The sequence below is a fragment of the Streptomyces cadmiisoli genome (assembly GCF_003261055.1).
GTDB lineage: Bacteria > Actinomycetota > Actinomycetes > Streptomycetales > Streptomycetaceae > Streptomyces > Streptomyces cadmiisoli.
Genome location: NZ_CP030073.1, coordinates 6,445,458 through 6,467,146, shown reverse-complemented (window position 1 = coordinate 6,467,146; position 21,689 = coordinate 6,445,458). Strand labels below are relative to the sequence as shown.

The 21,689-nt window shown below is 72.8% G+C and carries 16 protein-coding genes; 10 read left to right on the top strand and 6 right to left on the bottom strand.

From position 1 onward, the window contains the following. Window positions 1-5: 5 nt before the first annotated feature. A complete protein-coding gene (locus DN051_RS28305; protein ID WP_053764122.1) occupies window positions 6-620 on the bottom strand; it encodes a TetR/AcrR family transcriptional regulator in 615 nt (204 codons plus the stop codon). A gap of 27 nt (window positions 621-647) precedes the next feature. After that, window positions 648-1,433, bottom strand: coding sequence for an SDR family oxidoreductase (locus DN051_RS28300; RefSeq protein WP_053764103.1), 786 nt, complete (start codon window positions 1,431-1,433; stop codon window positions 648-650). A gap of 50 nt (window positions 1,434-1,483) precedes the next feature. On the opposite strand from DN051_RS28300, the gene DN051_RS28295 reads away from it, so the two are divergent. Next, the gene (locus tag DN051_RS28295; protein WP_112439751.1) at window positions 1,484-2,623 is read left to right on the top strand and encodes an acyl-CoA dehydrogenase family protein; all 1,140 of its coding nucleotides are present in this window, start codon (window positions 1,484-1,486) and stop codon (window positions 2,621-2,623) included. Beyond that, a complete protein-coding gene (locus DN051_RS28290; RefSeq protein ID WP_053764101.1) occupies window positions 2,623-3,588 on the top strand; it encodes an acyl-CoA dehydrogenase family protein in 966 nt (321 codons plus the stop codon). The genes DN051_RS28295 and DN051_RS28290 overlap by 1 nt, the downstream gene beginning before the upstream one ends. Here the strand turns inward: DN051_RS28290 and qcrB are convergent. Beyond that, a complete protein-coding gene (qcrB, locus tag DN051_RS28285) occupies window positions 3,557-5,209 on the bottom strand; it encodes a cytochrome bc1 complex cytochrome b subunit (RefSeq protein WP_053764100.1) in 1,653 nt (550 codons plus the stop codon). The genes DN051_RS28290 and qcrB overlap by 32 nt on opposite strands. A gap of 299 nt (window positions 5,210-5,508) precedes the next feature. On the opposite strand from qcrB, the gene DN051_RS28280 reads away from it, so the two are divergent. Then, window positions 5,509-6,414 (top strand): rhomboid family intramembrane serine protease, encoded by a 906-nt coding sequence (locus tag DN051_RS28280; RefSeq protein WP_199314699.1) that lies wholly within the window; start codon window positions 5,509-5,511, stop codon window positions 6,412-6,414. A 94-nt stretch (window positions 6,415-6,508) separates the two neighbouring features. Here the strand turns inward: DN051_RS28280 and DN051_RS28275 are convergent, their stop codons facing one another. The 3 genes from DN051_RS28275 to DN051_RS28265 form a co-directional block, all read right to left on the bottom strand. After that, the gene (locus DN051_RS28275; RefSeq protein ID WP_112439749.1) at window positions 6,509-7,972 is read right to left on the bottom strand and encodes a glutamate synthase subunit beta; all 1,464 of its coding nucleotides are present in this window, start codon (window positions 7,970-7,972) and stop codon (window positions 6,509-6,511) included. Then, window positions 7,965-12,569 (bottom strand): glutamate synthase large subunit, encoded by a 4,605-nt coding sequence (gene gltB / locus DN051_RS28270; protein ID WP_112442480.1) that lies wholly within the window; start codon window positions 12,567-12,569, stop codon window positions 7,965-7,967. The genes DN051_RS28275 and gltB overlap by 8 nt, the downstream gene beginning before the upstream one ends. A 402-nt stretch (window positions 12,570-12,971) precedes the next feature. Then, a complete protein-coding gene (locus tag DN051_RS28265) occupies window positions 12,972-13,703 on the bottom strand; it encodes a VIT1/CCC1 transporter family protein (protein WP_053764096.1) in 732 nt (243 codons plus the stop codon). Window positions 13,704-13,994: 291 nt separating this feature from the next. Here DN051_RS28265 and DN051_RS28260 point away from each other — a divergent pair, with 291 nt between their 5' ends. The 7 genes from DN051_RS28260 to DN051_RS28230 are packed head-to-tail and all read left to right on the top strand — an operon-like array spanning window position 13,995 to window position 21,680. Continuing rightward, window positions 13,995-15,143 (top strand): ADP-ribosylglycohydrolase family protein, encoded by a 1,149-nt coding sequence (locus tag DN051_RS28260; protein WP_342781473.1) that lies wholly within the window; start codon window positions 13,995-13,997, stop codon window positions 15,141-15,143. Beyond that, window positions 15,140-16,255, top strand: a complete 1,116-nt coding sequence (locus DN051_RS28255; RefSeq protein WP_053764095.1) for an ADP-ribosylglycohydrolase family protein — start codon at window positions 15,140-15,142, stop codon at window positions 16,253-16,255. Before DN051_RS28260 ends, DN051_RS28255 begins: the two co-directional genes overlap by 4 nt. Before the next feature lie 8 nt (window positions 16,256-16,263). Beyond that, complete coding sequence (locus tag DN051_RS28250) at window positions 16,264-17,439, top strand: ADP-ribosylglycohydrolase family protein (RefSeq protein WP_053764094.1); 1,176 nt, start codon at window positions 16,264-16,266, stop codon at window positions 17,437-17,439. Next, entirely contained in the window at window positions 17,427-18,791 is a 1,365-nt protein-coding gene (locus DN051_RS28245; RefSeq protein WP_112439748.1) for an ADP-ribosylglycohydrolase family protein, read from the top strand. The genes DN051_RS28250 and DN051_RS28245 overlap by 13 nt, the downstream gene beginning before the upstream one ends. Next, window positions 18,788-19,681 (top strand): ribokinase, encoded by an 894-nt coding sequence (rbsK, locus tag DN051_RS28240; RefSeq protein ID WP_112439747.1) that lies wholly within the window; start codon window positions 18,788-18,790, stop codon window positions 19,679-19,681. The genes DN051_RS28245 and rbsK overlap by 4 nt, the downstream gene beginning before the upstream one ends. Continuing rightward, a complete protein-coding gene (locus DN051_RS28235; protein WP_112442479.1) occupies window positions 19,678-20,868 on the top strand; it encodes a CaiB/BaiF CoA transferase family protein in 1,191 nt (396 codons plus the stop codon). The genes rbsK and DN051_RS28235 overlap by 4 nt, the downstream gene beginning before the upstream one ends. Further along, window positions 20,865-21,680 carry an HpcH/HpaI aldolase/citrate lyase family protein gene (locus DN051_RS28230; protein ID WP_112439746.1) on the top strand — a complete coding sequence of 272 codons (816 nt, stop codon included), beginning with the start codon at window positions 20,865-20,867 and terminating at the stop codon, window positions 21,678-21,680. The genes DN051_RS28235 and DN051_RS28230 overlap by 4 nt, the downstream gene beginning before the upstream one ends. The last annotated feature ends 9 nt before the right edge of the window (window positions 21,681-21,689 follow it).

The following is a 21,689-nucleotide window of genomic DNA, read 5'->3' as shown; positions in this document are numbered from 1 at the left end:
AAGGGCTATTCACGTACGGCGATCCCGTCCAGCACCATCGACAGGTACTGGCGGGCGATCTCCTCCGGGCTGTGCTGCCCGCCGGGCCGGTACCAGGACGCGGCGACCCACACCGTGTCCCGGACGAACCGGTAGGTGAGCCGGACGTCGAGGTCGGCGCGGAAGACCCGCTCCGCGACCCCGCGCTCCAGCGTGGACAGCCACGCGGTCTCGAATCTGCGCTGTGACTCGGCGAGGAACGCGAACCGCTCCTGCGCGAGCAGCTGCTTGGACTCCTTCTGGTAGATCGCCACGGCGTCGCGGTACCGGTCGATCTCCTTGAACGACTCGGTGACCAGGGCCTGAAGCGTCTCGCGGGGCCCGAGCCGGGCCGCGAGGACGGTGTCGTAGCCCTCCCACAGCTCGTCCAGGAAGGTGCGCAGGATCTCCTCCAGCATCGACTCCTTGGAGTCGAAGTGGTAGTAGAGACTGCCCGCGAGCATGCCCGCCTGGTCGGCGATGGTGCGTACGGTCGTGGCGTTGTAGCCCTGTTCGGCGAAGACCCCGGCGGCGGTGCGCAGGAGTTCGCGGCGACGGGCGGGTGCGGCCCCGGTCGCCTGGGGGTTCTTCTTGGTCGGCACGTGGCCCATTGTGGTCCGCGCCCGCGCCTAGGGATGCTGCGCACTGACGGAGACGACCTCTCCGGTCAGATACGAGGAGTAGCCGGAGGCCAGGAACACGATCACGTTGGCCACCTCCCAGGGTTCGGCGTACCGCCCGAAGGCCTCGCGGGCGGTGAGCTCGGCGAGCAGTTCGGGGGTGGTCACCTTCACCAGGTGCGGATGCATGGCGAGGGTCGGGGCGACGGCGTTGACCCGCACTCCGTGGGCGGCGGCCTCCAGTGCCGCGCATCTGGTCAGCGCCATCACGCCCGCCTTCGCCGCCGCGTAGTGCGCCTGCCCCGGCTGGGCGCGCCAGCCGACGACGGACGCGTTGTTGACGATCACCCCGCCGCCCGTGGTCCGCATGGCGCGCAGGGCGGCCCGGGTGCATCGGAAGGTGCCGTTGAGCGTCACGTCCAGTACGCGTGTCCACTGCTCGTCGCTCATGTCGACCAGTTCGGCGGTGCCGCCCAGTCCGGCGTTGTTCACGACGATGTCCAGCCGCCCGTGCTCGCGCACGGCCGTCTCGAACAGCGCGCGCACCTGGGCCTCGTCGGTGACGTCACAGGGGGCCGCGGCCACCGCGCCCGGGAACTCGCGCGCCAGCGCGGCCTCGCACTCCTTCAGCCGCCGCACATGGGCGTCGCTGATCAGCACGCGCGCGCCCTCCTCCAGGAACCGGCGGGCGGTCGCGCCGCCGATCCCCGCTCCCGCCGCCGCCGTGACGACGGCGGTGCGCCCGGCGAGCAGTCGGTGCCCGGGGACGTACGACGGAGTCTCGACGTCTGTCATGCCGCCACGCTAACCTACCAAACACTTGTTAGGGAAGGGAGCGGGCGACCGTGGACCTGGACGAGTCGGCCGAGCAGCAGGACTTCCGCGCGCAGGCCAGGCGGTGGCTGCGGGCCAACGTGCCCGCCGAGCCGCCCGCGTCGCTGGAGACGGAGAAGGGCTTCGCCGAGCACCGGGCCTGGGAGGCCCGGCTGCACGCGGACCGCTGGTCGGTGGTCTCCTGGCCCGAGGAGTACGGCGGCCGGGGCGTCGACCTCGTCAAGTGGCTGATCTTCGAGGAGGAGTACTACGCGGCGGGCGCCCCGGGCCGCGTCGCGCAGAACGGCATCGGTCTGCTGGCCCCGACGCTCTTCGAGCACGGCAGCGCGGAGCAGCGGGCGCGCGTGCTGCCGCCGATGGCGAGCGGCGAGGTGGTCTGGGCGCAGGCCTGGTCGGAGCCGGAGGCGGGCTCGGACCTGGCCGCCCTCACCTCGCGCGCCGTGCGCACGGACGGCGGCTGGCTGCTGTCCGGCCAGAAGACCTGGTCCTCCCGCGCGGCCTTCGCCGACCGCGCCTTCGGTCTGTTCCGCAGCGAGTCCGGCACCCCGAAGCGTCACCAGGGGCTGACGTACGTGATGTTCGACCTGCGCGCCCCCGGTGTCACGGTCCGCCCCATCGGCCGGCTGGACGGCAAGCCTGCCTTCGCCGAGCTGTTCCTGGACGGCGTCTTCGTCCCGGACGAGGACGTGATCGGCGAGCCGGGCCGGGGCTGGCGGATCGCGATGTCGACGGCCGCCAACGAGCGGGGTCTGACGCTGCGCTCCCCGGGCCGGTTCCTGGCCGCCGCGGACCGGCTGCACCGGCTGTGGCGGGAGCGGGGCGAACCGCGGTCCGCGCGCGACCGGGTGGCGGACGCCCTGGTCGGTGCCCGCGCCTACCAGTTGTTCACCTACGCGGCGGCGGCGCGCTTCCTCGCCGGCGAGCCGCTCAGCGCGGAGTCCAGTCTGAACAAGGTCTTCTGGTCCGAGTACGACATCGCGCTGCACGAGACCGCGCTCGACCTGCTCGGCGCGGAGGGCGAGTGCGCCGACACGGAGTGGGCCGAGCCGTACGTCTTCTCCCTCGCCGGCCCGATCTACGCCGGCACGAACGAGATCCAGCGCGATCTCGTCGCCGAGCACCTGCTGGGACTGCCGAAGGGACGCCGCTGATGCGCTTCCTGCCGGACGCCGAGCAGCGGGCCTTCGCCGCCTCCCTGGACGCGATGCTGGGCTCCGCCGACACGCCGTCCGTCGTCCGCGCCTGGGGCCGCGGCGAGCACACGGCGGGGCGCGCGCTGTGGTCCCGCCTCGCCGAGGCGGGCGTCTTCGCGCTCGCCGTGCCGGAGGCGTACGACGGGGTCGGGCCGCGTCCGGTGGAACTGGCGCTCGCCTTCGTGGAGCTGGGGCGCCACGCGGTGCCGGGCCCGCTGGCGGAGACGGTCGCGGCGGCCGTGCTGCTGTCCGGGTCCGACGGCCTCGCCGCCCGTTTCCTGCCGTCGCTGGCGGCGGGACGGACGATGGCGACGGTGGCGCCGGAGGGGGCGTTCGCACTGGACGGCGACGCGGCGGAGATCCGCCTCGGCCTCGCCTCCGACGGCCTGCGTCTGTCCCCCGGTCACGGCCCGGCCCGGCCCTCGCTGGACCCGTCGCGCCGGCTCACCCGGCTGCTCCCCGGCGGCGAGCTCCTCTCCCCCGATCCGCCGGCCGGACTCGCCCTGACCTGGGCTCGTCTCGCCACCGCCGCGCAGGCCCTGGGAGTGGGGCTGGCGCTCCTGGACCGGACGGTCGCCCACGTGGGACGGCGCACCCAGTTCGGTGTGCCCGTCGGCTCGTTCCAGGCGGTCAAGCACCGGCTGGCCGACGCGCGGATCGCGCTGGAGTTCGCCCGGCCGCTCGTCCTCGGCGCGGCGCTGACGATGCGTCCGGACGACGTGGCCGCCGCCAAGCTGACCGCCTGCGAGGCGGCGTACGCGACCGCTCGTACGGCCCTTCAACTGCACGGCGCGATCGGCTACACCGCGGAGTACGACCTGTCGCTGTGGCTGACCCGGGCCCGCGCCCTGCGGGGCGTGTGGGGAAGCCCCGACGACTGCCGGACGGCCGTCATCGATGCCCGTGCCCGTCCCCGCGGGTGATCTCCCGGTACTCCTGCGGGGTCGGCTTCGGAACACGGCTGTCCGGCCCGAACATGGCCCGCGACAGCCGGGCGCGCAGCCGCTGCGAGACGGTGACCCGGCGCCGTACGCCGTTGGCGTCGACGCGCCGGCCGATCTCGTACGGCGCCGGCTGCTCGTGCTGGGTGAGGGTGAACCGCTGGTCCTGCGCGAGGGGCTCGTGCACCTCGATGTACTCGCCGTGCGGCAGCCGTTTGATGGTGCCGGTCTCCCGGCCGTGCAGGACCTTCTCGCGGTCCCGGCGCTGAAGGCCCAGGCAGATCCGCTTGGTGAGGATGAAGGCGAGCACCGGCGCGACGAAGAACCCGATCCGGGCGAACCACGTGATGGCGTTGATCGACAGATGCAGATGCGTGGCGACGATGTCGTTGCCGCCGCCGATCAGGCACACGGCGTACAGGGTGAGCCAGGCGACGCCGAGCCCCGTGCGGACGGGGGCGTTGCGCGGCCGGTCGAGTATGTGGTGCTCGCGTCTGTCACCGGTGATCCAGGCCTCGACGAAGGGGTAGACGCCGATGGCGGCCAGGATCAGCGGGAACAGCGAGAACGGGATGAAGACGCCGAGGGCCAGTGTGTGCCCGAAGGCGTTGATCTCCCAGCCCGGCATCACCCGGATCAGGCCCTCGGAGAAGCCCAGGTACCAGTCGGGCTGGGCGCCGGTGGTGACCAGGTCGGGACGGTAGGGGCCGAACGCCCACACGGGGTTGATCTGCCCGACGCCGCCGAGGATCACCAGCACGCCGAAGACGAGGAAGAAGAAGCCGCCCGCCTTGGCCATGTAGACCGGCATGAAGGGCATTCCGACGACGGACTTCTCGTCGCGGCCGGGCCCCGGGTACTGGGTGTGCTTGTGGTAGAAGACCAGGATCAGATGGGCCACGACCAGCCCGAGCATGATGCCGGGCAACAGCAGCACATGGATCGGGAACAGCCGAGAGATGATGTCGTGCCCCGGGAACTCCCCGCCGAACAGGAAGAACGACAGATACGTGCCCACCACCGGGACCGACAGGATCGCGCCCTGCGCGAAGCGGATGCCGGTGCCGGAGAGCAGGTCGTCGGGGAGGGAGTAGCCGGTGAGACCGGTGATGATGCCGAGCATCAGCAGGGTCCAGCCGAACACCCAGTTGATCTCGCGCGGTTTGCGGTAGGCGCCGGTGAAGAACACCCGCATCATGTGCACGAGCATGCCGGCGACGAAGACCAGCGCGGCCCAGTGGTGGATCTGCCGGATCAGCAGACCGCCGCGCACATCGAAACTGATCTCCAGCGTGGACTCGAACGCCCGTGTCATCACGACGCCGTTGAGGGGCGTGTACGAGCCGTGGTAGACCACCTCGGCGGCGCTCGGCTCGAAGAACAGCGTGAGGTAGACGCCGGTGAGGATGAGCACGAGGAAGCTGTAGAGGCAGACCTCGCCCAGCATGAACGACCAGTGGTCGGGGAACACCTTGCGCAGATTGGCCTTGGCCAGCGCGTACACACCGAGCCGACCGTCGGCCCAGTCGGCGATCCGCTCGCCCCGGCCCGCGGGCGCCTCCCCCCGCACCGCCGTTCGTCCCGGTCGTGCGCCCTCGTCCATACGCCGCGTCGCCTCCCCGTCGGATCGACCACAGCCTGACACGGCGGGCCGCCGAAGCCAACGGTGCGAGCCGCGCCCGCGGGCCCGAACCGGCCTGGAGGGAACCGGAGTTGCCGAACGCCCGACGCCATGGCTCCGGGCCGGTCCGGTGGCGGCCGGCCTCGCGCGGGCGCCCCTGTCCGGCCGCGATCCGCACGCCGGTCCGCCCCGCCTCCGCCGCCGTACAGCGGCGTTCGCTATTTTGTTCGCCGCCGCCCCGCCGGCTCACCGTCCGTCCCATGCCCTTCGAGGAGCCGGCCGTGGAACCAGAGTCCACCGTCACCACCTGCTACCGCCACACCAAGGTCGAGTGCCATGTCCGCTGCACCCGCTGCGACCGGTACATATGCCCCGACTGCATGCGGGAGGCGGCCGTCGGCCACCACTGCCCGGAGTGCGTGAGGGAGGGTGCCCGCTCGGTACGGCAGGCGCGGACCGCGTTCGGCGGCCGGATCACCACCGTGCCCGCGGTGACGTACGCCCTGCTCGCGCTCAACGTCCTCGCCTATGTGGCCGAGTTGGTGCGGCCGGAGATCGTGGACCGGTTCGGGATGCTGGGCGCCGGCCTCGCCGGGCCGGACGGCGGGCACTACGTGTGGCAGGCGGTGCACCCGCCCGGCTTCTCGGCCGAGGGCGTCGTCGGCGGGGAGTGGTACCGCCTGCTGACCGGCGCCTTCCTCCATCTGCCGCCCACCGAGGGCACCTTCGGGATCCTGCACATCGTGATGAACATGGCCGTGCTGTGGAACCTCGGCCGGCAGATGGAGGCGCAGCTCGGCCCGCTCCGCTTCGCCGCCCTCTACCTGCTGTCCGCGCTCGGCGGTTCGGTCCTCGTCCTGCTGCTCGCCCCCGACTCCCTCACCGTCGGCGCGTCCGGCGCGCTGTTCGGCCTCGGCGCCGCGTACTACGTCGTCTCCCGCCGGCTGGGCGCCCACCTGAACCAGGTCAACCGCTTCATGGCGGGCCTGCTGCTGTGGCTGCTGATCTCGGCGGGCCTGACGTCCTGGCAGGGGCACCTCGGCGGGCTGCTGGCGGGCCTCGCGGTGACCGCGGCGTACGCCTACGCCCCCCGCGCACGGCGGTCCTGGGTGCAGGCGGGCGCCTGCGCCGGGCTGCTGGCGCTGCTCGTGGCCCTGGCGGTCTGGAAGGCCGCGGCCCTCGCCTGAGACATGCGACGGCGCCCGCCCAGCGTCCGGTCGGGGACTGGGGCGGGCGCCGTCCGCGTTCCGTACGCCGTTGTACGGGACGTTCGGTGCCGGATCAGACCGTCAGAGAGCGGTCCGTCGGGCGGATCGGGGCCGGCAGGTCGCTGGCACCGGTCAGGAAGCGGTCGACGCCGCGGGCGGCCGAGCGGCCCTCCGCGATCGCCCACACGATCAGGGACTGGCCGCGGCCGGCGTCACCGGCCACGAACACGCCCGGCACATTGGTCTGGAAGTCGGCGTCGCGGGCGACGTTGCCGCGCTCGTCCAGGTCCAGGCCGAACTGGTCGACCAGGCCGTTCTCCCGGTCGGGGCCGGTGAAGCCCATCGCGAGGGTGACCAGCTGGGCGGGGATCTTGCGCTCGCTGCCCGGCTGCGGCGTCGGGCGGCCGTCCACGAACTCCACCTCGGTGAGGTGCAGCCACTGGACGTTGCCCTCCTCGTCGCCCTCGAAGTGGGTCGTCGAGACGGAGTAGACCCGCTCGCCGCCCTCCTCGTGCGCCGAGGTCACCTTGTACAGCATCGGGAAGGTCGGCCACGGCTGCACGGCCGTGTTCCGCTCGTCGCCCGGGCGGGGCATGATCTCCAGCTGCGTCACGGAGGCCGCGCCCTGGCGGTGGGCGGTGCCCACGCAGTCGGCGCCCGTGTCGCCGCCGCCGATGACGACGACGTGCTTGCCCTCGGCCGAGATCGGCGCGGTGACGTAGTCGCCCTCCTGCACCTTGTTGGCCAGCGGCAGGTACTCCATCGCCTGGTGGATGCCGGTGAGTTCGCGGCCGGGGACCGGGAGGTCGCGGGCGGTGGTGGCGCCGGCGGCGATGACCACCGCGTCGTACCGCTTGCGCAGGTCGGTCGCCTTCAGGTCACGGCCGATCTCGATGCCGGTGCGAAAGCGGGTGCCCTCCGCGCGCATCTGCTCGATACGCCGGTTGATGTGCCGCTTCTCCATCTTGAACTCGGGGATGCCGTAGCGCAGGAGGCCTCCGACACGGTCCGCCCGCTCGTAGACGGCGACGGTGTGACCCGCCCGCGTCAGCTGCTGGGCGGCCGCCAGGCCCGCCGGGCCCGAGCCGATGACCGCGACCGTCTTGCCGGACAGGCGCTCGGGCGCCTGCGGGGCGACGTCACCGGTCTCCCACGCCTTGTCGATGATCGCCACTTCGACGTTCTTGATCGTGACGGCGGGCTGGTTGATGCCGAGGACGCACGCGGACTCGCACGGGGCCGGGCACAGACGGCCGGTGAACTCCGGGAAGTTGTTCGTGGCGTGCAGGCGCTCGGAGGCGGCGGCCCAGTCCTCGCGGTACGCGTAGTCGTTCCACTCGGGGATCAGGTTCCCGAGCGGACAGCCGTTGTGGCAGAACGGGATGCCGCAGTCCATGCACCGGCCGGCCTGCTTGCTGATGATCGGCAGCAGCGAGCCGGGGACGTAGACCTCGTTCCAGTCCTTGACGCGCTCCTCGACGGGACGGGACGTGGCGACCTCACGGCCGTGGTTCAAAAAGCCCTTCGGGTCAGCCATTGACCGCCGCCTCCATCATCTTCTCGGTGATCTCGGACTCGGAGAGACCGTCTCGCTCGGCGGCGTCCTTGGCGGCGAGCACTGCCTTGTACGTGCTGGGGATGATCTTGCTGAAGCGCTCCACGGACACGGCCCACTCCGCGAGGAGCTTCTCGGCGACCGTCGAACCGGTCTCCTCGGCGTGCCGGCGCACCGCGTCGTGCAGCCACTGCCGGTCGTCGTCCGACAGGGGCTCGATCGCGTCGAGGTTGCCGACGTTGACGTTGTCGCGGTTCAGGTCGACGACGTACGCGACTCCGCCGGACATACCGGCCGCGAAGTTGCGTCCCGTCTCACCGAGGACGACCGCGTGGCCGCCCGTCATGTACTCGCAGCCGTGGTCGCCCACGCCCTCGGAGACCACCAGCGCGCCGGAGTTGCGGACGCAGAAGCGCTCGCCGACCTTGCCGCGCAGGAACATCTCGCCGCCGGTCGCGCCGTAGGCGAGGGTGTTGCCCGCGATGACGCTGAACTCGGCGAGGTGGTCGGCGCCCCGGTCCGGGCGGACCACGATCCGGCCGCCGGACAGGCCCTTGCCGACGTAGTCGTTGGCGTCGCCCTCCAGGCGCAGCGTGACACCGCGCGGCACGAAGGCGCCGAAGGACTGGCCGGCGGAGCCGGTGAAGGTGACGTCGATGGTGTCGTCGGGCAGGCCTGCTCCGCCGAACTTCTTCGTCACCTCGTGGCCGAGCATCGTGCCGACCGTGCGGTTGATGTTGCGGATGGCGACCTGGGCGCGCACCGGCTGGGCGTCGGTGGCGCTGTCCGCGGCCAGGGCGTCGGCGGCGAGCTTGATCAGCTCGTTGTCGAGCGCCTTCTCCAGACCGTGGTCCTGCTCGACCACCTGGTGGCGCACGGCGCCCTCGGGCAGTTCGGGCACGTGGAACAGCGGCGCCAGGTCCAGGCCCTGTGCCTTCCAGTGGTCGACGGCCCGGGTGACGTCCAGCGTCTCGGCGCGGCCGACGGCCTCCTCGATGGAGCGGAAGCCCAGCTCCGCCAGGATCTCGCGGACCTCCTCGGCGATGAACCGGAAGTAGTTCACGACGAACTCGGCCTTGCCGGTGAAGCGGCTGCGCAGCGTCGGGTTCTGCGTGGCGATGCCGACCGGGCAGGTGTCCAGGTGGCAGACGCGCATCATGACGCAGCCGGACACGACGAGCGGCGCGGTCGCGAAACCGAACTCCTCGGCGCCGAGCAGCGCCGCGATCACGACGTCGCGGCCGGTCTTCAGCTGACCGTCGGTCTGGACGACGATCCGGTCGCGCAGGCCGTTCAGCAGCAGTGTCTGCTGGGTCTCGGCGAGACCCAGCTCCCAGGGGCCGCCGGCGTGCTTGAGCGACGTCAGCGGGGAGGCGCCCGTGCCGCCGTCGTGACCGGAGATGAGCACCACGTCGGCGTGCGCCTTGGACACACCCGCGGCGACCGTGCCGACGCCGACCTCGGAGACCAGCTTCACGTGGATCCGCGCCTGCGGGTTGGCGTTCTTCAGGTCGTGGATCAGCTGGGCCAGATCCTCGATGGAGTAGATGTCGTGGTGCGGCGGCGGGGAGATGAGCCCCACGCCCGGCGTCGAGTGCCGGGTCTTGGCCACCCACGGGTACACCTTGTGGCCGGGCAGCTGACCGCCCTCGCCGGGCTTGGCGCCCTGGGCCATCTTGATCTGGATGTCGTCGGCGTTGACGAGGTACTCGCTGGTCACACCGAACCGGCCGGAGGCGACCTGCTTGATCGACGAACGGCGCGCCGGGTCGTACAGGCGCTCCGGGTCCTCGCCGCCCTCACCGGTGTTGGACTTGCCGCCCAGCTGGTTCATGGCGATGGCGAGGGTCTCGTGCGCCTCCTTGGAGATGGAGCCGTACGACATGGCGCCGGTGGAGAACCGCTTGACGATCTCGGAGACCGGCTCGACCTCGTCGATCGGGATCGGCGGGCGGTCGGAGGTGAAGCCGAACATGCCGCGCAGCGTCATCAGCCGCTCGGACTGCTCGTTCACACGCTCGGTGTACTTCTTGAAGATGTCGTAGCGGCCGCTGCGCGTGGAGTGCTGGAGGCGGAAGACCGTCTCCGGGTCGAACAGGTGCGGCTCGCCCTCGCGGCGCCACTGGTACTCGCCGCCGATGTCCAGGGCGCGGTGCGCCGGGGCGATGCCGGAGGCCGGGTAGGCCTTGGCGTGCCGGGCGGCGACCTCCTGGGCGACGACGTCGATGCCGACGCCGCCGATCTTGGTGGCGGTGCCGTTGAAGTACTTCTCCACGAAGCCCTCGTCGAGGCCGACGGCCTCGAAGACCTGGGCGCCGCGGTAGGACGCGACCGTCGAGATGCCCATCTTGGACATCACCTTCAGGACGCCCTTGCCGAGGGCGTAGATCAGGTTGCGGATGGCCTGCTCGGGCTCCACGCCGGGCAGGAAGGTGCCCGCGCGGACCAGGTCCTCGACCGACTCCATCGCCAGGTAGGGGTTGACCGCGGCGGCGCCGTAGCCGATGAGCAGGGCGATGTGGTGGACCTCGCGGACGTCGCCGGCCTCGACCAGCAGGCCCACCTGGGTGCGCTGCTTGGTGCGGATGAGGTGGTGGTGGACGGCCGCGGTGAGCAGCAGCGACGGGATCGGAGCGTGCTCGGCGTCGGAGTGCCGGTCGGACAGGACGATCAGCCGGGCGCCGTTCTCGATGGCGGCGTCGGTCTCGGCGCAGATCTCCTCGATGCGCGCGGCGAGCGTGTCACCGCCGCCGCCGACCCGGTAGAGGCCGGAGAGGGTCGCGGCCTTCATGCCGGGCATGTCGCCGTCGGCGTTGATGTGGATGAGCTTGGCCAGCTCGTCGTTGTCGATCACCGGGAAGGGCAGGACGACGCTGCGACAGGACGCGGCCGTCGGCTCCAGCAGGTTGCCCTGCGGGCCGAGGGACGAGCGCAGGGACGTCACCAGCTCCTCGCGGATCGCGTCCAGCGGCGGGTTGGTGACCTGCGCGAACAGCTGGGTGAAGTAGTCGAACAGCAGCCGCGGGCGCTCCGAGAGGGCGGCGATCGGCGAGTCGGTGCCCATCGAGCCGATCGGCTCGGCGCCGGACTTGGCCATCGGCGCGAGGAGGACGCGCAGCTCCTCCTCGGTGTAGCCGAAGGTCTGCTGGCGGCGGGTGACCGAGGCGTGCGTGTGCACGATGTGCTCACGCTCGGGCAGGTCGGACAGCTCGATCTCGCCGGCCTCCAGCCACTCCTCGTACGGCATCTGCGCCGCGAGCCCGGCCTTGATCTCGTCGTCCTCGATGATCCGGTGCTCGGCGGTGTCGACGAGGAACATCCTGCCGGGCTGGAGACGGCCCTTGCGGACGACCTTCGCGGGGTCGATGTCCAGGACGCCGACCTCGGAACCGAGGACGACCAGGCCCTCGTCGGTGACCCAGTAGCGGCCGGGGCGCAGTCCGTTGCGGTCGAGGACCGCGCCGACCTGGGTGCCGTCGGTGAAGGTGACGCAGGCCGGGCCGTCCCAGGGCTCCATCATCGTGGAGTGGTACTGGTAGAAGGCGCGCCGGGCCGGGTCCATGGAGTCGTGGTTCTCCCACGCCTCCGGGATCATCATCAGCACCGCGTGCGGAAGCGAGCGGCCGCCCAGGTGCACCAGTTCCAGCACCTCGTCGAAGGACGCGGAGTCGGAGGCGTCGGGGGTGCAGATCGGGAAGACCCGCTCCAGCTTCTCCGGGGAGCCGAACAGCTCGGACTTGAGCTGGGACTCGCGGGCCACCATCCAGTTGCGGTTGCCCTTGACCGTGTTGATCTCGCCGTTGTGGGCGACGAAGCGGTACGGGTGGGCCAGGGGCCACGACGGGAACGTGTTGGTGGAGAACCGGGAGTGCACGAGCGCGATCGCGGAGGCGAACCGGCGGTCGGACAGGTCCGGGAAGAAGGGCTCCAGCTGGCCGGTGGTCAGCATGCCCTTGTAGACGATGGTCCGCGCCGACAGCGACGGGAAGTAGACGCCGGCCTCGCGCTCGGCGCGCTTGCGCAGCACGAAGGCCTTGCGGTCCAGGGCGAGTCCGGTCACGGGGGTCGCGGAGCCGTCGGCCACGAAGATCTGCCGGAAGGCGGGCATCGTGGAGCGGGCGGCGGCGCCGAGCAGTTCGGGGGCGACGGGGACGTCGCGCCAGCCGAGAACGCTGAGGCCTTCCTCGGCGGCGATCGTCTCGATCCGTGAGACGGACTCGGTCGTCCCGTCCTCCGGCAGGAAGGCGATGCCTACGGCGTAGGCGCCTGCCTCGGGCAGCTGGAATTCGGCCACCTCGCGGAAGAAGGCGTGGGGCACCTGGGACAGGATGCCGGCGCCGTCTCCGGAGTCCGGCTCGGAGCCTGTGGCCCCGCGGTGCTCGAGGTTGCGCAGAACCGTGAGCGCCTGCTCGACCAGCGCATGGCTCGCCTCGCCGGTGAGGGTGGCCACGAAGCCGACGCCACAGGCGTCACGCTCGTTGCGGGGGTCGTACATACCCTGAGCAGCAGGGCGAGCATCCATGAACGACCAGTTCTGGCCATTCGCGGACTGCTGGGACGGCTGGCGCGGCGAACGCATCGGCTCTCCCGTCGTCGTCATGTGGCGGTGGGTCCTCCCAGGCCGCTGAGCTCTGGGGGAAGGTGCCGAGGGACGACGTTGGCCCTCTGCTGGATCTGCGATCAGATCAAAATTTCGTGCAGGTTACATGATGGGGCGGCTCTCGGGAACTGGATACTCCGTTCCAGTATGCGGACGCCGAGGGTAGCGGCGAACACCGCACCAAAGGCGGGGAGGTATGGGGACCGAAGCGGACAGATCCTTGTCCGGCGGACCGGGGGAGGGAGCGGCGGCATCGTCGCCCCGCGGCAGCACGGCAGGCCTCATTGCCCACAGCGCTTACGGCTCATGCCCCGCCGTCAAGCGTTCGAAACCAGCGGGTAACGGCTACTTATGCGGCCCATCGCATAAGTCCCGGGTCAACTATCCTACGGCCGTCCCGAAGAAGCTGCCCAGGGCGTACGTCACACCGGCCGCCGCGCCGCCCAGCGCGAGTTGCCGCAGACCGCTGTACCACCAGCTCCGGGCCGTCACCCTGGCCACCACGGCACCGCAGCCGAAGAGGCCGAGCAGCGCCAGCAGCACGGCGGGCCACAGCACGGTCGCGCCCAGCAGATAGGGAAGCACGGGCAGCAGGGCGCCCAGCGCGAACGACCCGAACGACGACACCGCGGCCACCAGCGGCGACGGCAGGTCGCCGGGGTCGATGCCCAGCTCCTCGCGGGCGTGTATCTCCAGGGCCTGCTCGGGGTCCTTCGAGAGCTGTCGGGCGACCTCCCGGGCCAGGGCCGGCTCCACGCCCCGCGTCTCGTAGAGCCGGGCGAGCTCGGCCTCCTCGTCCTTCGGGTGCTTGCGCAGCTCGCGGCGCTCGACGTCCAGTTCGGCCTCGACGAGCTCGCGCTGCGAGGCCACGGAGGTGTATTCACCGGCGGCCATCGAGAAGGCGCCTGCGGCGAGTCCGGCGAGACCGGCCAGGACGACGGTCTGCTGGCCGGCCGCTCCGCCGGCGACGCCGCTCATCAGCGCGAGGTTGGAGACCAGGCCGTCCATCGCCCCGAAGACGGCGGGGCGCAGCCAGCCGCCGTTGACGTCACGGTGCGTGTGGTTGTCGCGGTGCGCCTCGTGCAGCGTCGCCTCGGTCTCGATGATGGCCATACCGGTCCCCCAGGTAGTCAATTTGGACGTGTTCTACTCTTCGACAACACCCAGGCTATGCCTCGCATTTCCATGACGCCAGCAAGGAAAGGCTGGGCTAACCTGCGGCTTTACCCTTTTTTGCTCATCCGTTGGCGATCATGCTCAAATGTCGTCCGGGTGATGCTGAGGCACCTGAGGCTGTGCGGCCGACCGCACCGGGGACAGTTCCGCTGAGGGTTCCGCGCCCTGAGAGGTGCCTCCGCCGAGGCCCGCGGGCGCCCTGAGGGAGAACCCCGAGAGGAGACCTCGATGACATCGGTCGCCTGCGTTCCCTCGGTCCCGGCCCCCGAAGACGCCCCGGACCTGCGCGAGCGTGCCCGCGGCGCCCTGCTCGGCCTGGCCGTCGGCGACGCCCTCGGGGCACCCGCCGAGAACCTGAAACCCTCCGAGATCCGGGCCCGCTGGGGCCGTATCACCGGATTCGTGGTCGACGACCCCGCGGGCACGGACGACACCGAGTACGCGATCTTCTCCGGTCTGCTGCTGGCCCGGCACGGCAGCGCCCTCACCGCCGCGCATGTCGAGGCCGCCTGGCACGCCCTGATCGCCGACCGCGCCGAGGGCCCCTTCCGCGGCGCCGGATTCAGCGAACGCGGCACCCTGGAGAACCTGCGCCGCGGCCTGGCCGCGCCCATCTCCGCACAGCACCGCCACGCCTGGAGCGACGGGCTCGCCATGCGCGCGGCGCCGTTCGGCGTGTTCGCGGCGGGCCGCCCCACCGAGGCGGCCCGGCTGGTCGCGGTCGACGGGGCGGTCAGCCACGAAGGGGAGGGCATCTACGGCGGCCAGGCGGTCGCGGCCGGAGTCGCCGCGGCCATGGCGGGAGCCCCGACCGTGGCGGTCGTCGCCTCGGCGCTGGCGGTCGTCCCGGACGACTCCTGGACCGCCCGCTCGCTGCGCAGGGCCGTCGCCGTCGCCCACCGGGGCGAACGCGCGGTGCGCTCCGCGGTGGTCATCGGCGGCTACCCCTGGACGGACCTGGCGCCCGAGGCGGTCGCCCTGGCGTTCGGCGCGTACGCGGCCGCCGACGGCGACTTCCGGGCCGCCGTCCTCACCGCCGTCAACATGGGCCGCGACGCCGACACCACGGCCGCGGTCGCCGGCGCGCTGGCCGGTGCGACACGGGGCGTGGGCGCCATCCCGGCCGAGTGGGCGGCGGCCGTCGGACCGGCCCGGGGCAGCTGCCTGCCCGCGATGGCGGGGCACCACGTGCTGGAGGTCGCCGATCTGCTGACCGCTCGGGAGGACCCGGTGCGCGACGGCGACCGGGCACCGCACGGCGGCCCCGCGGCGCGCCTCGAACCCGTACCCGCCGATCTCCCGCGCGGCGACGCCCGCCCGCCCGCCGACCCGGCGGCCTACGTCCTCACCGCCCCCGAGGACGAGGTGCAGGCGTGAGCGGCCGGATCGAGGGCCTGCTGCTGGGGCTGGCCGCGGGCGACGCCGCCGGCTGGCCGGCCGCCCGGCACCGGGCGGCCCGGATGCCCGAGTGGACCCGGCGCCTGACCCGCGAACTGGACACCTTCGCCGAGCACAACGCGACCACCACCCTGCCGGTGCCGATCGCCCTCAACCAGCCCCCGGAACCCCTGCGCCTCGGCCCCTCCGACGACGCCGAGTGGGCCGTCTTCGCCGCCGAGGCGGTGCTGCGGGCCGGTGACGACAGCACGCTCGGCGATCTCAGCAGGGAACGCCGCATACGCGCCGCCATCGACCTGACCTGGAGCGCCGTCGCCAGCGAAGTGGCCGCCGCGGCCGAACGCGCGCCCGAGGTGGAGTCCGCCGTACTGCCGCTGCGCGCCCGTATCTCGGTCCGGGCCGGACTCGGCAACCTCGCCGCCGGCCTGCGCCCGCCCGCCACCGGCCACGACAACCCGCACTACTTCGACGACGCGGCCTGCGTCCGGGCCGCCGTCCTGGCCGTCGCGCACCGCGGCGACCCCGCCCTCGCCGCCTCCCTCGCCGAGTTCGACGCCCGCTACACGCAGGACGGCGACGGAGTGCACGGCGCCCGCGCGACGGCCGCCGCGGTGGCGCTCGCGCTGGCCGGCGCCGAGCCGGGCGCGTGTGTGACGGCCGCGCTCGCCGAGCTGCCCGAGAACACGGAGATCGGCCGCAACACACGGCACGCGCTGCGGCTGGCGTCCGACACCGACAGCGCGTTCGCCCTGGTCCCCCTGCTGGAGCACCAGATCGTCGACCACGTCTACAGCTACGGCATCGCCGCCGCCGAGACGGTCCCGGTCGCCCTCGCCCTCACGCTCGCCTCGAACGGCCGGATCGGCGAGGCGGTGCCCGCCGCGGCCTGTCTGTCCCGGGTCGCGGACTCGGCGCCCGCGCTCGCGGGCGCCCTGACCGGCGCGCTCGGCGGCGGCGCGGCGATCCCGGCCGCCTGGCGCGACACCTGCCGCACCCTGTCCGGGTGCGTCCTGCCCCGCCTCACCGGCACCGACCTGGTGGAACTCGCCGGACTCCTGGAAGCCGCGCAACCGGCCCCACCAGGAGGATGATTCGGGGCATGACGCCCATGGGACAACAAAAAGCGGCAGCCACCCTGCATGAACGGATCACCGGCGCCCTGGTCGGCGCGGCCGTCGGCGACGCCCTCGGCGGGCCGGTCGAGGGCTATTCCCCCGACCGGATCGTCGAACGCCACGGCGGCCGCGTCCACGGCGTCGTCGGTCCCTGGAACGGCGACGACTGGCGGACCGCCCGTCCCATCGCGCCGTACCACAAGGGCGACGGCCACGTCACCGACGACACCTTGATGACGCACGCGCTGGTCCGGGTCTACGCCCGGGTCCGCGACCACCTCGACGCCTACGCGATCGCCGACCACCTGGTCCCCGACCTGATGACGACCCCGCGCTGGATCCCCGAACTGGAGGCGGAGGCACTGCCCCTCCAGCGGATCTTCCTGGCGGAGAAATGGCTGGTGGCCCGGCTCCACTACGGCCACGTCGATCCACGCGAGGCCGGCGTCGGCAACATCGTCAACTGCGGTGCCGCCATGTACACGGCCCCGGTCGGACTGGTGAACGCGGCCAACCCGGCGGGCGCGTACACCGAGGCGCTCGACATCGCGGGCGCCCACCAGTCGTCGTACGGCCGCGAGGCGGCGGGCGTCTTCGCGGCGGCGGTGGCGGCGGCGTGCACGCCCGGGGCGACACCGGACTCGGTGGTGGCCGCCGCCCTGGAGCTGGCGAAGGACGGCACGCGGGCCGCGATCGAGCGGGTCTGCGACGTCGCGCGCGGGTACACGGACTTCGAGTCGGCCCTGACGCCGCTGCGGGAAGCGGTCGCCCCCTACGACACGGTGGGCCCCGACTACCGGGCGCCGTCGCTGGGCGCCCGCCGCCCCTCCCGCCTCCACTCCATCGAGGAACTCCCCATCGCCCTGGGCATGGTGGTCGTGGCCCGCGGCGACTACCGGCACGCGGTGCTGGGCTCGGTCAACTACGGCCGCGACTGCGACTCCATCGCCACGATGGCGGGCGCCCTGGCCGGCGCCCTGGGCTCACCGGTCCCGGCGGAGTGGTCGAAGACCGTGGCGGAGGCGAGCCGGCTCGATCTGCACGAGCCCGCCGACACCCTCACCGCGGTCACCGGGGAGATCTTCCGGCGGGATCAGGACCGGCGCCGCACCCACGAGCGGTTGTTCGCCGCGCTGGGAGGCACCGGATGCTCCGACTGACCTGGGTCCAGCCGGAGGACCTGATCGGCCACGAGATCCGCCAGGCCCACGAGGACGGCCGGGAGCCCACGGCGATCGCGAGACGGTGGCGGGCCGCGGGCGGCCGGGAGGCACCGGAGCGGGCGGGCGCGTCCGCCGGACCCGCCACCCGCTACCTGCGGCAGCTGGCCGAGGACCTGCTGGACGAACTGGCCGACCTGCCGAGCCGGTCGGCGGAGCACGAACCGACCTGCCTGGAGCGGATCAGGGCGCTGTGCCCGGACTGGCCCGCCGCCACGGCACCCCGCCCCCCGGCCCGCCAGGAGTCCCGGCTGCACGCCGCCTGGCTGGGCCGGGCCGTCGGCTGCCTGCTGGGCAAACCCGTCGAGAAGCTCCCGCTGGACGCCATCCGCCGACTCGCCCGGTCGGCCGGCAACTGGCCCCTCCACACCTACTTCACCGCACGCGGAGTCCCCCCGTCCCTGCTCGAAGCCCACCCCTGGAACCGCCGCTCGGCCCCCACCTCCCTCGCCGAGAACATCGACGGCATGCCCGAGGACGACGACCTCAACTACCCCCTGCTCAACCTCCTGCTGCTGCAGCGCCGCGGCAGGGCCTTCACCACCGCCGACGTGGCGGGCCTGTGGCTGGCCGAACTCCCCGCCGGCCGCACCTTCACCGCCGAACGCGTCGCGTACCGCAACCTCCTCTGCGGCATCGAACCCCCGCACACCGCCCGCCACCGCAACCCCTTCCGCGAATGGATCGGCGCGCTGATCCGCGCCGACGTCCACGGCTGGACCAACCCGGGCGACCCCGCCTCCGCCGCCGGACAGGCCCACCGCGACGCCGCCCTCACCCACACCGCGAACGGCGTCTACGCGGCGATGTTCACCGCCGCGGTCATCGCGACCGCGGCCGGCGGCACCGCCGACGTCCACGCCTGCCTGCGCACCGGCCTCACCGTCGTCCCGCCGCGCTCACGCCTGGCCCTGGCCGTCCGGGACGCCGTCCGACTGGCCCGGTCCCACGAGGACTTCGACACGGTCGTGGACGAACTCCACACCCGCCACCGCGCACTGCACTGGGTGCACGCCGTCCCCAACACCGCTCTGATCGCCGCCGCACTCACCCACGCGGACGGCGACTTCACCGGCTCCGTCTGCCGTGCGGTGTCCGGCGGCTGGGACACCGACTCCAACGGCGCCACCGCCGGCGGCGTCGCCGCCCTGCTGGCCGGCTCACCCACCGCTCTGCCCGAGCGCTGGACCGCCCCGCTGAAGAACCGCCTGGCCACCTCCGTCGGAGACTTCGACGGCACCGGCTTCGACGCCCTGGCCCACCTCACCCACCTGGAGGCCGGCCGCCCATGACCCACATCGCCGTGCTCGGCAGCACGAACATGGACCTCGTCGCCTACGTCGAACAGGCCCCGCGGCGCGGAGAGACGGTGACCGGACGGGAGTTCCGCACGGTCCCCGGCGGCAAGGGCGCCAACCAGGCGATCGCCGCCGCCCGGGCCGGCGCGACCGTCTCGATGATCGGCGCGGTCGGTGACGACGCCTTCGGCACCAAGCTGCGCTCCGCCCTCCAGGACTCCGGCGTCGACACCGGCCGGCTGCGCACCGTCGCCGGCCCCTCCGGCACCGCGCACATCGTGGTGGACGACGGCGGCGGCAACGCGATCGTGGTCGTCCCCGGCGCCAACGGCACCGTCGACCGCCTCGCCCCCGCCGACGACGCCGTGATCGCCTCCGCCGACGTACTGCTCCTTCAGCTGGAGATCCCGCTGACCGCCGTCGTCGCCGGCGCCCGGGCCGCTCGCGCACACGGCATCCGTACGGTCCTCACCCCCGCGCCCGCCCGGCCGCTGCCGCCCGAACTGCTCGCCGCCGTCGACCTGTTGGTGCCCAACGAGCACGAGGCCGCCGACCTCACCGGCCTGACCGACCCGCGCGAGGCGGCCGGCGCCCTGCTCGCCCAGGTCCCCGAGGTGGTCGTCACCCTCGGTTCGGCGGGCTGTCTGCACGTCGCCCGGAACACCGAGCCGCAGACCCTGACCGCGCCGCGGGTCACCGCCGTGGACTCCACCGGCGCCGGCGACACCTTCGTCGGCGCGCTCGCGGTGGCCCTCGGCGAGCACCGTCCGATGCGGGAGGCGCTCACCTGGGCCGCCGCCGCAGCGGCCCTGTCCGTCCAGCGGGCCGGCGCCTCCGCTTCCATGCCCTACCGCTCCGAGATCGAGGCACTGTGCACGACATGAGCACCCCACCCCTGACCGGCCGGCGCGTGCTCGACCTGGCCACCCTGTTCGCCGGCCCCCTCGCCGCCACCCTGCTCGGCGACTTCGGCGCGGAGGTCATCAAGGTCGAGCACCCCACCCGGCCCGACCCCTCCCGCGGCCACGGTCCGTCCAAGGACGGCGTCGGACTGTGGTGGAAGATCCTCGGCCGCAACAAGCGCGCCATCACCCTCGACCTCTCCAAGCCCGGCGGACGCGCCACGCTGCTCGCTCTCGCCGCCACGGCGGACGTCGTGATCGAGAACTTCCGCCCCGGCACCCTGGAGAAATGGGACCTGGGCTGGCCGGAGCTGTCGGCCGCCAACCCCCGGCTGGTGCTGGCCCGCGTCACGGCATTCGGCCAGTTCGGCCCGTACGCGCACCGCCCCGGCTTCGGCACCCTCGCCGAGGCGATGAGCGGCTTCGCCGCGATCACCGGCGAGCCGGACGCGCCCCCGACCCTGCCGCCCTTCGGTCTGGCCGACTCGATCGCCGGGCTGGCGACGGCGTACGCGGTGCTGACCGCGCTCGCCGCCCGGGACCGCGACGGCACGGGCCAGGTCGTCGACATGGCGATCATCGAACCGATCCTGACGGTGCTCGGGCCCCAGCCGACCTGGTACGACCAGCTGGGCCACATCCAGCCGCGGACCGGCAACCGCTCCCAGAACAACGCCCCGCGCAACACGTACCGCACCGCCGACGGCACCTGGGTCGCGGTCTCGACCTCGGCGCAGTCGATCGCGGAACGCGTGATGTGCCTGGTCGGCCGGCCGGATCTGATCGACGAACCGTGGTTCGCCACCGGCGCCGACCGGGCCCGCCACGCCGACGTCCTCGACAAGGCGGTGGGCGACTGGATCGCCCTCCGGGGCCGCGACGAGGTCCTGGCGGCGTTCGAGAAGGCGGAGGCCGCGGTGGCCCCGGTGCAGGACGTACGGGACGTGATGACCGACCCCCAGTACGCGGCCCTCGACACGGTCACCACCGTCGACGACCCCGAACTCGGGCCGCTGCGCATGCAGAACGTGCTCTTCCGGCTCTCCGCCACCCCCGGTGCGATCCGCTGGGCGGGCCGCCCGCACGGCGCCGACACGGACGAGGTGCTCACCGAACTGGGCCTGACCCCCGACCGGTTGACGGCGCTGCGCGCGGAGGGCGCACTGTGATCCCGCTGACCTGGCTCTACGCGCCCGGCGACCGTCCGCACGTGGTCCACAAGGCCCTCGCCTGCGGTGCCGACGTCGTGGTGATCGACCTGGAGGACGCCGTCGCGCCGGACCGCAAGGACTACGCGCGCGCGGCCACGGCCGAACTGCTCACCGAGCCCCAGCCGGTCCCCGTCCATGTCCGCGTCAACACGGTGGGCACCCCCTGCGGGGCGGCCGACCTGACGGCCGTCGCCGCCCTGCCGGGTGTCTCGGGACTGCGGCTGCCCAAGGTGACCTCGCCCCGGCAGATCGTGCACGTGGCCGAGTCCACGGCCGAGCGCGTACCGGAGCTGTTCGCCCTGCTGGAGACGGCACCGGCCATCGAGCACGCCTTCGAGATCGCCCGCGCCCACCCGTCCCTGCGCGGCATCGCGCTGGGCGAGGCGGATCTCCGGGCCGACCTGGGGGTCCGCGACGACAGCGGCCTCGACTGGTCCCGCTCCCGGGTCGTCGTCGCCGCCCGCGCGGCGGACCTGCCCCCGCCGCCGCAGTCCGTCCACCCGGACACCCGCGACCTCGACGGCCTGGCGGCGAGCTGTGCCCACGGCCGGGCGCTGGGCTTCGTGGGGCGCGCCGCCATCCACCCCCGGCAGCTCCCGGTCATCGAGCGGGCCTATCTGCCCACGGCGCGGGAGGTCGAACAGGCCGAGACGATCATCAAGGCAGCGACCGAGTCGCCCGGTGCCCAGGCCCTGCCCGACGGCACCTTCATCGACGCGGCCGTGGTGGCGGCGGCGCAGCGGACGCTGTCCCTGACCCGCAGGCACTGAGTCCCGCAC

What these genes read in the sequence shown, in the direction of transcription:
- DN051_RS28300 (WP_053764103.1), bottom strand. Translation starts at nt 1,433, where the DNA reads ATGACAGACGTCGAGACTCCGTCGTACGTCCCCGGGCACCGACTGCTC.
- DN051_RS28290 (WP_053764101.1), top strand. Translation starts at nt 2,623, where the DNA reads ATGCGCTTCCTGCCGGACGCCGAGCAGCGGGCCTTCGCCGCCTCCCTG.
- qcrB (WP_053764100.1), bottom strand. Translation starts at nt 5,209, where the DNA reads ATGGACGAGGGCGCACGACCGGGACGAACGGCGGTGCGGGGGGAGGCG.
- DN051_RS28275 (WP_112439749.1), bottom strand. Translation starts at nt 7,972, where the DNA reads ATGGCTGACCCGAAGGGCTTTTTGAACCACGGCCGTGAGGTCGCCACG.
- gltB (WP_112442480.1), bottom strand. Translation starts at nt 12,569, where the DNA reads ATGCGTTCGCCGCGCCAGCCGTCCCAGCAGTCCGCGAATGGCCAGAAC.
- DN051_RS28265 (WP_053764096.1), bottom strand. Translation starts at nt 13,703, where the DNA reads ATGGCCATCATCGAGACCGAGGCGACGCTGCACGAGGCGCACCGCGAC.
- DN051_RS28260 (WP_342781473.1), top strand. Translation starts at nt 13,995, where the DNA reads ATGACATCGGTCGCCTGCGTTCCCTCGGTCCCGGCCCCCGAAGACGCC.
- DN051_RS28250 (WP_053764094.1), top strand. Translation starts at nt 16,264, where the DNA reads ATGACGCCCATGGGACAACAAAAAGCGGCAGCCACCCTGCATGAACGG.
- DN051_RS28245 (WP_112439748.1), top strand. Translation starts at nt 17,427, where the DNA reads ATGCTCCGACTGACCTGGGTCCAGCCGGAGGACCTGATCGGCCACGAG.
- rbsK (WP_112439747.1), top strand. Translation starts at nt 18,788, where the DNA reads ATGACCCACATCGCCGTGCTCGGCAGCACGAACATGGACCTCGTCGCC.
- DN051_RS28235 (WP_112442479.1), top strand. Translation starts at nt 19,678, where the DNA reads ATGAGCACCCCACCCCTGACCGGCCGGCGCGTGCTCGACCTGGCCACC.